The organism is Ruegeria sp. YTSB088 (assembly GCF_059609825.1).
Genome location: NZ_JBXWMM010000001.1, coordinates 330,339 through 342,745, shown reverse-complemented (window position 1 = coordinate 342,745; position 12,407 = coordinate 330,339). Strand labels below are relative to the sequence as shown.

Here is a 12,407-nt window from a genome sequence, read left to right as displayed (position 1 = left end):
ACAAGATGATCTATAACACAGCCAAAGACTGGCGCACGGCACGCCGCAAGAAGGTGCTGTTCTTTGGCATGTCCGGTCTGGGTAAGACCTATGTCTCGAACATTCTTCGCGGCTCAGGGAACTGGTTTCATTACTCGATCGACTATCGCATCGGCACCCGGTACATGGGCGAATACATTACCGACAACGCAAAGGCCGAGGCGATGAAAGTCCCGTTCTTGCGTGACCTGCTACTGTCGGATTCCATTTATATCGGCTCCAATATCTCGTTCGCAAACCTGACTCCGGTCGCGGCCTATCTGGGCAAACCGGGCAACCCTGCCCTCGGCGGATTGGAAATGCCGGAATACCGACGCAGGCAGGAACAGTTTCGACTGGCCGAAATACACGCTCTGCTGGATACCGAGTATTTCATCGACCGCGCCGAGCGTCTGTACAAATACCCCCATTTCATCTGCGACACCGGTGGATCGATCTGCGAGTGGGTGGACCCCGAGGATCCGAACGACCGGGTACTGTTCGAGCTTTCGCAACACACCCTGATGATCTGGCTGAAGGGGGATGAGGAACACACGGCAGAGCTTGTACGTCGTTTTGACAAAGCCCCTAAGCCCATGTCCTATCAGGCCGAATTCCTGACCAGAGCCTGGACAGACTATCTGGAACAACACGGATGTTCGGAAACCGATGTGAATCCCGATGATTTCGTCCGTTGGACCTATGCGCAGGCCTTGGCGCACCGTCAGCCGCGCTACGAAGCCATGGCGAATAACTGGGGCGTGACGATTGCAGCCAATGACATCGGTAAAATCCGCGACGCCGCCGATTTCGATGAGTTGATCGAACACACCCTTGAGACCAGGCACAAAAACGCCTAACTACCAGTTTTCACTAATCCCTTAGAAGCCTGACATATGCCCATCAAAATCCCTTCAGATCTGCCTGCTTTTGACGTCCTGACCAAAGAGGGCGTCATGGTCATGGACGAAGATCAGGCAATGCGTCAGGACATCCGCCCACTGCGCATCGGCTTGCTGAACCTGATGCCCAAGAAAATCCAGACCGAAAACCAGTTCGCGCGTCTGATCGGGGCAACTCCATTGCAGATCGATCTGTCTTTGATCCGCATGACTGAACACCGGACCAAAACCACCGCCGCCGAGCATATGTCCGAGTTCTATCGTCCCTTTCAAGAGATCAAAGATCAGAAGCTCGACGGTCTGATCATTACCGGCGCCCCGATCGAACATCTGGAATTTTGTGATGTCACCTATTGGGATGAAATCAGCGAGATCTTCGACTGGACTCAAACCAACGTGCATTCCACCTTTGGTGTGTGTTGGGGCGGGATGGCGATGATCAACCATTTTCACGGTGTCAAAAAGCACATGCTGGACGCAAAAGCCTTTGGTTGTTTCCGGCATCGCAACCTGGATCTGGCGTCTCCGTTCTTGCGCGGTTTCTCGGATGACTGCGTCATTCCGGTCAGCCGATGGACTGAAATGAAACAGGATGAAATCGATCGCGCACCCGGGCTGAGAACCCTGTTGGGCAGCGACGATGTCGGCCCCTGTCTGGTCGAAGATCCCGGCCATCGCGCGTTGTATATCTTTAATCACTTCGAATATGACAGTGACACGCTGAAACAGGAATATGATCGGGACGTCAGCAACGGCACGCCTATCAACGTACCTATCAACTACTATCCCGACGATGATCCATCCAACACGCCGCAGAACCGGTGGCGCAGTCATGCACATCTGCTGTACGGCAACTGGATCAACGAGATCTATCAATCCACGCCTTTCAACATGACAAAAATTGGCCACTAAAGTCCTGATATCCCTTGGCCTGGCCGTTCTGGGCCTTGTCATACTGACAACCTGGCGCAGCGCCCGGAACGAAGCGCTGGCCGAGGCGGCTTACCCCCCCGAAGGTCAGATTCTGGATGTAGGCGGCCTCGCCGTGCACGCCGTGGTCATGGGGGACGGTCCTGATGTCGTTCTGATCCATGGTTCCAGCGGGAACACGCGCGATATGACCTTTGCGCTGGCCCCTATTCTGGCCAAGTCATACCGCGTGATCGTTTTTGACCGACCGGGGTTGGGCTATTCCGAAAGCTTCAATCCGAACGGTGAAACCCTCATTGAACAGGCGGATATCCTGCAACAGGCGGCGGCTCAGCTTGGGGCGGAAAAGCCCATCGTGGCCGGGCAGAGCTATGGCGGATCGGTCTCGCTGGCCTGGGCCGTGACCCGACCCGAGAATATCTCGGCTCTGGTTCTGATAGCTCCGGCCGCTATCCCGTGGGAAACGCCTTTGGATGGGTTCAACCGGCTTGCGTCAACCAAGTCGGGCAATGCGCTGGCCTTGCCCCTGATCAGCTCTTTCGTGCCCGAATGGTACGTAACACAGGCGTTGGACAAGGTATTTGCACCGCAAACGGCGCCGGAAGGCTATGCCGAACACTTTGGGCCAGGGCTGACGATCCGGCGTGGCTCGATGCATGCAAATGCCAAGCAACGCGCCAACCTGCTGGACGAAGTCACCCGCCTGCAACCCAGATATGGCGAGATTTCCGTACCGACCGAAATCATTCACGGAACGGCCGACGATACCGTTGGTCTAGAATGGCATTCTGAACGTCTGATCGAACAAATCCCCGGGGCCGAGTTGATCGAGTTACCGGGTGTCGGTCATATGCCACAGGTGGTCGCAGCACCCGAAGTTGCCGCCGCGATAGATCGCGCGGCGCAGCGAGCGGGTTTGCGTTAACCCAAGCTCTAATCCATAGTCAGATATGGATTTTATCGCGAGGTGACATATGGCCCGGTCAGGAAAAGGCTCCATCGAGAAGTATTTTCGGAAAGACGCGCCCAAATCTGTACGGGAAGAGATTCAAAACGCGAAAAAGGGCGATATTCTGAACCCGACCTACCCGTATTCTGAAAAAATGAAGTCCAAGGATTATGATGAGCAGATGGACCTGCTCCAGATTGAATTGGTCAAAATGCAATCCTGGGTCAAGGAAACCGATCAACGGGTAGCCATCATTTTCGAAGGCCGCGATGCCGCGGGCAAAGGTGGCACCATCAAGCGGTTTCGTGAAAACCTGAACCCCCGCGGCGCGCGCAACGTTGCGCTGGCCAAACCATCAGACGCCGAACGCAGCCAATGGTATTTCCAGCGCTACATCCTGCATCTGCCCGCCGCCGGAGAGATCGTGTTCTTTGATCGCAGTTGGTACAATCGAGGCGTCGTCGAGAATGTCTTTGGCTTCTGTTCACAGGAGCAGCGTGAGCGGTTCTTCCGACAGGTCCTGCCGCTTGAAACCGGTCTGGTGAATGACGGCATCCATTTTTTCAAATTCTGGCTTAATGTCGGGCGTGCAGAACAACTGAACCGTTTTCTGGCGCGCGAAAACGACCCTTTGAAGCAATGGAAGCTCAGCGCGATCGACGTGGCAGGGCTGAACAAATGGGACGAATACACGCAGTCGATCTCGGAAACCCTGACCCGATCGCATTCTGATGCCTGCCCGTGGACAATTGTCCGTTCTGACGACAAAAAACGCGCGCGCCTTGCGGCCATCCGAACGGTTTTGCATGCCTTGGACTATGAAGAGAAGGACAAGAAGAGTATCGGCGAGGTTGATGCCCGTATCTGCGGTGGCCCGGACGTGTGGGAGGCATAAATTGTCGCTCTGCCCTGCCCTGTCGATGCCTTCACGATCATGTATTGGACGACAATGCATCGGTGGTCTATGTCCTTGTCTTCCAACACCCAATCAATGCAACTGAGGCCGGGATGACGAAACGCGGTTATCACCACGGAAACCTGAAGCAAGCCCTGATCGAGGCAGCCTTGTCCCTGATCGAAGACAAGGGCCCGACCGGTTTCACGCTGTCCGAGGCCGCAAAAACTGCCGGTGTCACGCCTGCCGCCGTCTATCGTCATTTTCAAGGGCGCGAGGACCTGATTGCCGAAGCCGCACGGCAGGGGTTTGAGATGTTCGCAGACCTGATGCAATACGCCTACGACGAAGGACAGCCTTCAGCCCTTGCGGCTTTTGAAGCAACGGGGCGTGCTTATCTGGCCTTTGCACGCAAGAACCCCGGGCATTACATTGCCATGTTCGAAAGTGGAATATCCCTGAACCGCACGCCTGAATTGTCCCTGGCAGCAAATCGGGCGAAGTCTGTTCTTGAGCAAGCGGCCGCTGACCTGTCCCAGCATATTCCACCGGAAAAGCGCCCGCCTGCCTCGATGTTCAGCGCGCATATCTGGGCGATGAGCCACGGGGTCGTCGAGCTGTATGCCCGAAATACCGGCGCAACTTCGCCTTTCCCCCCCGAGGACTTGTTGGAAAGCGGTATCGGTATTTATCTGCGCGGTTTGGGTCTGATCCCACAGGACGAATGACGCCAGTCAGAATGAACGACTGCTCTGCGGCATACTCAAACCTGATGTCACATTGATCAGATCCATCTCACCCATCCCCTTGATATCAACGCACCCCAGATCCGAGACCTGAAACTCGTCGATCAGAGCATATTTCATCTCTTCCGGGGCCACGATATTCATGGGGTTGGCAAAGACCTGCAACCGGGATGCGATGTTCACGGCAGGGCCAAACACGTCATAGACATATTTCTGAATGCCCACGACCGATCCTACAGCCGCACCCATACCCAATCCGATCCGGGCCTGCCACTTATGCGGATGGCTTTCGTTGCGGCGCTCGAGATAGCGCAGAAACCTTACCGCGCAATGCGCCACTGCGGTCGCATGATCCGGTGTGGGATCGGGCATGCCTGATACGGCCAGATAGGCATCGCCAATCGTCTTGATCCGCTCACACCCGAATTGTTCGACGATCCGGTCAAATGCCGTGAAGATGTCGTTCAACTCACTCAAGGTCACTGTCGGGTCGGTCTTGGCCGCGAAATCCGTGAACCCGACAAAATCCAGCATCACCACCGAAACCTGCTGATACAGCTGCGGTGTGACAACGCCAAACGTCTTGAACTCTTCATACACCGCTCGCGGCATCAGGTTCAGCAACAGGCGTTCCACCCTCTCCTTTTCGCGCTCAAGCTCTCGGGTATTTCGCTCGACCATGGTGGAATAGCTGTCAATCATGCTTTCCAACTCCCGAATGCGGGTGATGTTCTGACATTCAACAATCAGCACCTGTTCGGACAACCCGCTGGCCAGCGAGACTGTGACCGCAAAAATCAGTGTCCTTCGCTTTGGTTTGATCTGCAATTCGACCGAGTACCGAAGGCCAGATTGCTTCACATCCTCCAGTTCCTTCGGGTCGAGATCAGAAAGAACGTCGCTTAGGGTACTGCCATTGTCAGGTGTACCGAACCATTCCCTGAAGGGCCCGTTGTGAAACACGAACTGCAGGTCGGATGCACGTACTACGGCGACGCCCACTCCGATCGCGCGCAGCAATTGTTCGTTTATAGCAAGAATGCTCATGCCGCATTCCGGGCGACGATGATCGAACGCTTTCCTTCGATCGCCTTCAGCGCAGTTTTGACGTCGCCGTCCGACATACCATGCTGACTCAGCGCGTCGCCAAAGAGCTCGGCCATGACGTCGAATTCATTGTGTGAAATGTTCAAATGCCGATGAACCACTTCGATCCTGTCATCACTGAAAGATGCCGGCCCGCCAATCAAGGACGAAACGAACTTGGTTTGATGGTCGATCAAACGCGGCATATCAATGTCTTCGAAATGGTGGCCGATCTCATCCGAGTCCAACGCCATTTCATAGAAAGTCATCACGACTCGGCTGATCGTTTTGAAGCCGCCATATTTTTCATAAAGTGTCTGTGCCACACGTATACCCGCGCGTTACCAATCAATAACCCCACAACTCTATATCAAATCGATTTTTTTGTTAACGCTTATGATTTTCTGACAGGGAACGATCAAAAACTGTCTTGTTGTACTGGAAAAACCACCAAAGCTTCGCTGGTGCCGAACCTGTTCCACCATAACCGTACCGTTTCTGGCCTGACCTCTATCCGACGTTCAAGCGGCATTAGCTATTTTTCCAATGTGAAAACGGGAAAGAAATGAATTGCACACCACAAACGGGAATATGTCTTGGCTAATCCTGAAGTGCTCCAATGGACTGGTCTGGGTGAACTTTGGACACAAGCCAGCCCACCCCACCGGAAGACATTTTCGCCTGATAAGCCCCCGGAACCTGTCGCTCAAAGAGAATTGTGTTCCAATACAGCGTGTCCTCATGTTCACATGAAGAAAATAAGGCACAACCATCGAAAGGACCGAAAGTGCAGGAACATGGATATGCGTCTGGGCGCCTAAATCTACCTTTCGTCGGAATATCGACCTTCGGAAAATCTCCATACATCGAAAACTGGGACAGAATTGATGCCGATGTTTGCGTCCTCGGCGCGCCCTTCGACTTTGGCACGCAGTGGCGCCCGGGTGCTCGGTTTGGTCCCCGGGCCGTTCGAGAGGCGTCGACCCTTTTCAGTTTCGGCCATGCTGGCGCCTATGATCATGAGGATGACGCGACCTATCTGGACAGTTCGGTTCGGATCGTCGACCTGGGGGACGCGGATATTGTCCACACCAAGACCGAGACCAGCCACAAGAACATAGCCTTTGGTGTGCGAAAGATTCTAGAGGCCGGAGCCCTTCCGCTGGTGATTGGCGGTGATCACTCGGTCAACATCCCCTGCATTTCTGCATTCGAAAGCAACTGCGCTGAAAACGGCCCAATACATGTCGTTCAAATCGATGCGCATTTGGACTTTGTCGATGAACGTCATGGCGTTACCAACGGGCACGGAAACCCCATGCGCCGCGCGATCGAGAAGGACTATGTTTCAGGGATGACCCAGTTGGGTATTCGGAACGTTTCGTCCACGTCCAAGGAAGGGTATGACGACGCGCGTGCGCGCGGATCGGATGTCCTGTCGGTACGGCAGGTTCGCAGACTGGGAACAGAGGCTGTTCTTGACCGCATACCCGCGGGAAAACGGTACTACGTGTCTATTGATATCGATGCATTTTGTCCATCGATCGCACCAGGGACCGGAACTCCAAGCCACGGAGGGTTTCTGTACTATGACGTTCTGGAGATCCTTCAGGGGCTCGCGAAAAGAGGTGACGTGGTCGGCATCGATCTTGTCGAAGTGGCCCCTGCCTACGATCCCACTGAAAGCACTCAGATACTGGCAGCGCAGCTTCTGCTGAATTTTCTGGGCTTCATATTTCACGAACGCGCTCTACACACGTAAAACATCGGGTGGAGCCGAGGCTCCACCCCAAAGCATCAGGCGCCGATAATGTTGTGACCCGGCCCGTAGGGGAATCCGGTGATGTTTTCGGCTCCGTCTTCACCCACTACCAGAATATCATGCTCTCTGTAGCCGCCCGCACCGGGCTGGCCTTCAGGGATCCACAGCATCGGCTCGATCGAGACCACCATGCCGGGTTCCAGCACGGTGTCGATGTCTTCGCGGAGCTCCAGACCGGCTTCGCGACCATAGTAATGGCTAAGAACACCAAACGAGTGGCCATAGCCGAAGGACCGGTATTGCAGCAGGCCTTCGTCGGCAAAGAACCGGTTGATCTCGGCGGTGATACCGGAACAGGTGGCACCGGGTTTGATCAGGCTGAGGCCAAGTTCATGCGCGGCCACATTGGCCTTCCACAGCCGCAGGCTGTCGGCATCCGGCTCGCCCAGAAACAGGGTCCGTTCCAAGGCGGTATAATAGCCCGAGATCATCGGAAAGGTGTTCAGTGACAGGATATCGCCTTTTTGCAACGCGCGTTTGGTGACCGGGTTATGCGCGCCGTCGGTGTTCAAACCCGATTGGAACCAAACCCAGGTGTCGCGATATTCGGCATCAGGATAGGCACGCGCGATTTCCACTTCCATCGCGTCTCGGCCGGCCATTGCAACCTCGATCTCGGTTGCGCCTTCGCGGATTGCGGCATGGATCGCAGCACCACCCACGTCGGCAGTACGGGCACCGCCCTTGATCAATTCGATTTCTTCAGCGGATTTGATCATCCGCGCGGCCATGGTGTCCGTCGCGATGTCAACCAATTCAGGCTCGCCAAGCATGCTCAGCGCTGTGTCGCGCGCCGCCAGCGTCATGTGGTCGCCTTCGATACCGATCCGTTTTGCATTGCCGATCAGGCTCGCAACTGCACGCCAGTAGTTGTCGCGCTTCCAGTCAGTATAAATAACGTTGTCTTCAACAGACCGGCGCCAGGGTTGCCCGGCATCAATATTGGCGGACACGGTGGTGCAGCTGTCCTGGGTCACAACGCAGCCATAGGGGCGCCCGAACGCACAGTACAGAAAGCCTGAGTAATAGGCGATATTCTGCATCGACGTCAGCAGCACCACTGGGATATCTCGCCTGGCCATTATCGCGCGAAGCTTGCCAAGACGGCGGTCATACTCGGCTTTGCTGAACTGCAACGGGGCCTTGTCACCATTGTGGCAGGTGAAGAACTCGGGGCGGTTTGAAATGTCAGTCATCTCTGGTCTCTCATCTTTGCCGGGCATGCAATTCCCGGCCACTTGTCCCGGCGTTCAGGACAGGCGGTCTCGGGGTCCGAGAGCCGATCACCTCCGTAGTCGCCGCGACGCCATCGCAGCGGAGATGAACAGGTGAATCGTTAGATCAGACGGTTTGCTGCGTCAAGCGGGCGAAAGACCCCGCAAACGTTCAGACCGACGCCGCAACAGTTCGACCGTAGTCAGCAGAGCAATAGACAGAACCACAAGGATTGTCGCAACCGCAAGAATGGTTGGACTGATCTGTTCCCGCAGGCCGGTGAACATCTGCCACGGCAACGTCTTTTGGCTGGCGGAGCCTACAAACAGCACCACAACCACTTCGTCGAATGATGTGATAAAGGCAAAGAGACCGCCAGATATGACGCCCGGCAGGATCAACGGCATCTGAATCTTGAAGAAGGTTCGCACGGGTCCAGCACCCATATTGGCTGCCGCCCGGGTCAGAGACCGATCAAAACCGACCAGAGTCGCGGTCACGGTGATGATCACAAACGGAATACCCAGAACGGCGTGGGCCAGAATAACTTTCAGATAGCCCACGAAATTCTTGTTCATGCCCAACGTACCTTCGAGGAAGCGCCCGATATCACTGTAGAAAAAGAACATGCCCGTCGCCGAGATGATCAGCGGGACAATCATCGGAGATATCAGAATTCCCATAATCGCACGGCGCCCGGGAACGTGAGACTGGCTGAGTCCAATGGCAGCCAGTGTTCCCAACGTTACCGAAATAACCGTCGCGATCGGCGCAATGATGAGCGAATTCTTGAAGCTGCGCTGCCATTCGTTGTTGGTGAAGAAATCTCGGTAGTGCTTAAGGGAATAGCCTTCCGGGTCCAGCCGCAGCATCTCGGGGGTGAATGTAAAGAAATCCTCTGCGTTGAAAGACAGCGGCAACACCACAAGGATCGGTGTGATCAGGAACACGAAGATCGCACCACAGATCACGCGAAACAGATAGTGATAAAAAACCTGTTGTGCCGTGAGGTATGGCAGCAGCTTGCGCCGATACCGCCCCTCGTACAACCAGAAGATAAACCAAGCGAAAAACCAGCCGCCGAGCAATCCCAATACTCCGCCCATCAGCCCGGCCACTATGAAACCAACGACACCGAACCCGATGATGTTGACCCAACGTGCGAGGTTTTCGTTCTTCACGAGATTTATGTAGACCCAAGCCAGCCCCGCGATCAGGACAGCTCCACCCAGGATACCCAGGAGGACCGAACCATTTCCGGCTCCGACAAAAATACCGGCAAAAGCCCCTGCGAGTGCGACACTGGGCAAAACCATGGACATGGGTTTGCGGGATATCGGTGTCAGTGCGGCCATCTTGATTATCCCAACTTCACGTTATCGATGCCCACGATCTTGTCGTAGACCCAGTAGAGCAGCAGCACGACCGCCAGAAGGATCGTACCCAAGGCCGCAGCCAGCCCCCAGTTCAGTGAGGACGAGATGTGATAGGCGATCCGGTTCGAAATAAAGACACCCTTGGTGCCGCCCACGATCTCGGGCGTGATGTAGTAACCGATTGCCAGAATGAACACGAGGATCGAACCGGCCCCGATCCCGGGCACGGATTGCGGGAAGTAGATACGCCAGAATGTCGTCCAGTTCGTCGCTCCCATGGATTTGGCAGCGCGCGTATAAGACGGCGGTATGGTCTGCATCACCGAATACATCGGCAAGATCATGAACGGCAAAAGGATATGCGTCATCGCGATGATGGTGCCGATCTGGTTGTTGATGATAATCAGCCGAGCGTCATCAGCGACCAGCCCCAGCCAAACGAGGGTATCGTTAATAACCCCCTGTTGTTGCAACATGACCTTCCACGCGGACGTTCGCACCAGAAGAGACGTCCAGAAGGGCAAAAGGACCAGTATCATCAACAGGTTCGACACCCGCATCGGAAGTGTCGCCAATAGGTAACTGACAGGGTATGCGAGCAGGATACAAGCGCCCGTTATCGCGAGCGACATGAACAGAGTACGTCCGAAAAGCTTGATGAGGATCCGCTTGTCTTCGGGTTGGGCCTGAGCGCCTTCCGGGGTTCTGCGCATATCGACGGCATTCAGGAAGTAGCCATTGGTGACCGCCGGTGAATGGGTCTTGATCACGCGCCAGGTTTGCGGATCTCCCCAGCCTTCATGGATCTCGATCAATTTCTCCTTGAAAGGCGCATCCGCTTCAGGATCCAGTTTTTTGATCTGACGCCCGGATTTGCGGAACAGCGAAGACATACCTGTTTCTTCGTAGTTCAGACGCGAACCAAGGCGAGTGTGTTCTTTGTTTTCGACCGCCACGACCATATCGCGAACGAAAGCATCGTAAACCGCTTCATCCGGAAGCTCCCCGCTTTGAGCATCCCAACCCTTCAGAGTTTCCACAGTAAGTGGAAGGGTTTCCGACACCATGCTGTTTTCCACCGAACGAAACAGCATCGACGCAATCGGCACGATGAAGGAAAACATGACGAACAGCAGAAGCGGAGCGACGAGCATCAACGCCCGCAATTTCTGCCGCCGCAGTGAACGTGCCAGCGATTGCTTGAGCGGCGTTCCGTCCGCTGCCAGCATCGGCCCTGCATTTTGGCTTGCGTCAGTCATCTGTGCCCCTTGGCTCTGCTTGAGTCTGAGGGCGGCGCGCCGCCCCCGACTTTTTCATGAAAACGCGCGCTTATTGCGCCAACCAGGCTTGGAACTTGGCTTCGATATCGTCGCGGTAATCCGCCCAGAACTCGTAGTTGTACAGGAACGTGTTCTTGGCGTTTTCCGGATCGGTCGGCATGTGCGGCGCCATATCGATACCCAGGTCGGCGTGCTGACCCACCAGCGGCGCTGACGATGCCCGGGCCGGACCGTACGAGATGTACTTGGCCTGATCCGCCAAACGCTGGGTGTCAGTTGCGAACATGATATAGTCCAGAGCGCGCTGCTGACGCTCTTCGCTCAGACCAGCAGGGATGATCCAACCGTCTAGGTCAAAGATCTGCGCGTCCCACAGCATGGCAACGGGCTGCTTCTGCTCTTCGATCACGCTGAACAGACGACCGTTATAGGTTGAACCCATGACGATCTCGCCATCAGCCAGAAGTTGCGGTGTATCCGCACCAGCGGACCACCAGACAACGCTGTCTTTGATCGTGTCGAGCTTTGCCAGCGCCTGATCCTGACCTTCCGGAGTGGCCAGAACGTCATAGACATCGTCTTTGGCGACGCCATCACAGATCAGAGCCCATTCCATGTTGTTGATCGCACGCTTTTCAAGCGAACGCTTGCCTGGATAGGCTTCCAGGTCAAATACGGCGCAGACATCGCTGGGCGGAGTGTCTCCGACAAGATCGGTGCGGTAACCAAAAGTGGTTGAATACACGATCTGCGGAATAAAGCAGTCGCTGACCAAAAGGTCGCCGAAATCCTCGGAGGCAGACGTGCCATCCGGCGCCGGCGCAAGCTGAGTGTCAAAGTCGATTTCAAGCGCAAGACCTTCGTCACAAAGACGAATTGCGTCGGCAGCCACAACATCAACCACATCCCAGGTGATGTTGCCGGCTTCGTTCATCGCGCGCAGTTTCGCAACTGCTTCGGCCGAGCTGTCATCATTCAGAATGGTGACACCTGTCTTTTCCGAATAGGGCTCGTGGTACGCCTTTAGCTGTGATTTGGAATAGGCGCCGCCCCAAGAAACGATCGTCATTTCTTCTGCGAATGCACCGCCAGCAATTGCCCCTAGTGCCGCTGCTGTTAACAATGTTTTGGTTGTCTTCATGAATTACTCCCAGTTCTTCCCGTTTATGTGTGTGGTCGGCTGATGCA

At 55.2% G+C, this 12,407-nt stretch carries 12 protein-coding genes; 6 read left to right on the top strand and 6 right to left on the bottom strand.

From position 1 onward, the window contains the following. Positions 1 to 5 precede the first annotated feature (5 nt). The 5 genes from AC2FFA_RS01675 (at position 6) to AC2FFA_RS01655 (ending at position 4,422) form a co-directional block, all read left to right on the top strand. Positions 6 to 878, top strand: a complete 873-nt coding sequence (locus AC2FFA_RS01675; RefSeq protein ID WP_496849573.1) for an ATPase — start codon at positions 6 to 8, stop codon at positions 876 to 878. A gap of 36 nt (positions 879 to 914) precedes the next feature. Continuing rightward, positions 915 to 1,832 carry a homoserine O-acetyltransferase MetA gene (gene metA / locus AC2FFA_RS01670; protein ID WP_496849571.1) on the top strand — a complete coding sequence of 306 codons (918 nt, stop codon included), beginning with the start codon at positions 915 to 917 and terminating at the stop codon, positions 1,830 to 1,832. After that, on the top strand, positions 1,822 to 2,775 hold the full coding sequence (locus AC2FFA_RS01665) for an alpha/beta fold hydrolase (protein WP_496849569.1): 954 nt from the start codon (positions 1,822 to 1,824) through the stop codon (positions 2,773 to 2,775). Before metA ends, AC2FFA_RS01665 begins: the two co-directional genes overlap by 11 nt. Positions 2,776 to 2,824: 49 nt before the next feature. Beyond that, positions 2,825 to 3,694 (top strand): polyphosphate kinase 2, encoded by an 870-nt coding sequence (gene ppk2 / locus AC2FFA_RS01660; RefSeq protein WP_117869130.1) that lies wholly within the window; start codon positions 2,825 to 2,827, stop codon positions 3,692 to 3,694. 113 nt (positions 3,695 to 3,807) lie between these two features. Next, a complete protein-coding gene (locus AC2FFA_RS01655; protein ID WP_117872774.1) occupies positions 3,808 to 4,422 on the top strand; it encodes a TetR/AcrR family transcriptional regulator in 615 nt (204 codons plus the stop codon). 6 nt (positions 4,423 to 4,428) lie between these two features. On the opposite strand, the gene AC2FFA_RS01650 is transcribed toward AC2FFA_RS01655, so the two are convergent. Continuing rightward, on the bottom strand, positions 4,429 to 5,487 hold the full coding sequence (locus tag AC2FFA_RS01650; RefSeq protein ID WP_117869131.1) for an adenylate/guanylate cyclase domain-containing protein: 1,059 nt from the start codon (positions 5,485 to 5,487) through the stop codon (positions 4,429 to 4,431). Further along, on the bottom strand, positions 5,484 to 5,852 hold the full coding sequence (locus AC2FFA_RS01645; RefSeq protein ID WP_117869132.1) for a group I truncated hemoglobin: 369 nt from the start codon (positions 5,850 to 5,852) through the stop codon (positions 5,484 to 5,486). Before AC2FFA_RS01645 ends, AC2FFA_RS01650 begins: the two co-directional genes overlap by 4 nt. A 461-nt stretch (positions 5,853 to 6,313) precedes the next feature. Between AC2FFA_RS01645 and speB the strand changes: the two genes are divergently transcribed. After that, positions 6,314 to 7,288, top strand: coding sequence for an agmatinase (gene speB, locus AC2FFA_RS01640; RefSeq protein ID WP_496849566.1), 975 nt, complete (start codon positions 6,314 to 6,316; stop codon positions 7,286 to 7,288). Positions 7,289 to 7,323: 35 nt separating this feature from the next. Here speB and AC2FFA_RS01635 read toward each other — a convergent pair whose 3' ends face one another. The 4 genes from AC2FFA_RS01635 to AC2FFA_RS01620 all read right to left on the bottom strand — a co-directional run bounded on the left by AC2FFA_RS01635 (position 7,324) and on the right by AC2FFA_RS01620 (position 12,360). Further along, positions 7,324 to 8,544, bottom strand: coding sequence for an aminopeptidase P family protein (locus tag AC2FFA_RS01635; protein ID WP_496849564.1), 1,221 nt, complete (start codon positions 8,542 to 8,544; stop codon positions 7,324 to 7,326). Positions 8,545 to 8,706: 162 nt separating this feature from the next. Next, positions 8,707 to 9,918 (bottom strand): ABC transporter permease, encoded by a 1,212-nt coding sequence (locus AC2FFA_RS01630; protein WP_496849562.1) that lies wholly within the window; start codon positions 9,916 to 9,918, stop codon positions 8,707 to 8,709. A gap of 5 nt (positions 9,919 to 9,923) precedes the next feature. Then, positions 9,924 to 11,198, bottom strand: coding sequence for an ABC transporter permease (locus AC2FFA_RS01625; protein WP_299896617.1), 1,275 nt, complete (start codon positions 11,196 to 11,198; stop codon positions 9,924 to 9,926). A gap of 70 nt (positions 11,199 to 11,268) precedes the next feature. Further along, entirely contained in the window at positions 11,269 to 12,360 is a 1,092-nt protein-coding gene (locus tag AC2FFA_RS01620; protein ID WP_496849560.1) for an extracellular solute-binding protein, read from the bottom strand. Positions 12,361 to 12,407 lie beyond the last annotated feature (47 nt).

Excerpts from the sequence above, each read along its gene's own strand:
- AC2FFA_RS01650 (WP_117869131.1), bottom strand. The coding sequence starts at position 5,487 with ATGAGCATTCTTGCTATAAACGAACAATTGCTGCGCGCGATCGGAGTG.
- AC2FFA_RS01675 (WP_496849573.1), top strand. The coding sequence starts at position 6 with ATGATCTATAACACAGCCAAAGACTGGCGCACGGCACGCCGCAAGAAG.
- AC2FFA_RS01630 (WP_496849562.1), bottom strand. The coding sequence starts at position 9,918 with ATGGCCGCACTGACACCGATATCCCGCAAACCCATGTCCATGGTTTTG.
- AC2FFA_RS01620 (WP_496849560.1), bottom strand. The coding sequence starts at position 12,360 with ATGAAGACAACCAAAACATTGTTAACAGCAGCGGCACTAGGGGCAATT.
- metA (WP_496849571.1), top strand. The coding sequence starts at position 915 with ATGCCCATCAAAATCCCTTCAGATCTGCCTGCTTTTGACGTCCTGACC.
- ppk2 (WP_117869130.1), top strand. The coding sequence starts at position 2,825 with ATGGCCCGGTCAGGAAAAGGCTCCATCGAGAAGTATTTTCGGAAAGAC.
- AC2FFA_RS01635 (WP_496849564.1), bottom strand. The coding sequence starts at position 8,544 with ATGACTGACATTTCAAACCGCCCCGAGTTCTTCACCTGCCACAATGGT.
- AC2FFA_RS01625 (WP_299896617.1), bottom strand. The coding sequence starts at position 11,198 with ATGACTGACGCAAGCCAAAATGCAGGGCCGATGCTGGCAGCGGACGGA.
- AC2FFA_RS01655 (WP_117872774.1), top strand. The coding sequence starts at position 3,808 with ATGACGAAACGCGGTTATCACCACGGAAACCTGAAGCAAGCCCTGATC.